Origin of the sequence: Methylobacterium sp. E-066 (genome assembly GCF_022829635.1) — a bacterium.
Classification (GTDB): Bacteria; Pseudomonadota; Alphaproteobacteria; order Rhizobiales; family Beijerinckiaceae; genus Methylobacterium.
In genome coordinates this window covers 1-342 of the sequence record NZ_JAKSYO010000149.1, presented here as the reverse complement: position 1 = coordinate 342, position 342 = coordinate 1, and the positions used below count along the sequence as shown (strand labels likewise).

The 342-nt window shown below is 71.1% G+C and carries 1 pseudogene; it reads right to left on the bottom strand.

Annotated features, from left to right (window positions below):
- Positions 1-342 (bottom strand): annotated as a pseudogene (locus MKL20_RS20605) (ATPase); the annotation flags it as partial.

The following is a 342-nucleotide window of genomic DNA, read 5'->3' as shown; positions in this document are numbered from 1 at the left end:
CTTGCAGGTCGGCAGCGAGTGCCAGGCCCCAATCCTTGGCCGCACCATAACCGTCGAGGTCCTCGAGTTCCGAACCCGTCTGAAGGGAGTCGGCCTTGGCTGCCATCACCCGGGCGAGGGCGTCGATACAGGCATCGCGTGGGGCGGCACCCCCGAAGGCGATCGGCAGGTCGGCGATGTCGAGGGTCCGAGCCAGCTCGGGATCGTTCCGCCGTGTCGGGCCTCCCCCGGCGACCGCTTCGATGACGAGGTCGAGCGCGCCCTGCTCCAGGCCGGGAAGCGCGATGCGATGCTCGGCAGCGCGCAGGAGATCGCGCGGCAGCTGGCGGGTCGGATCGGGCG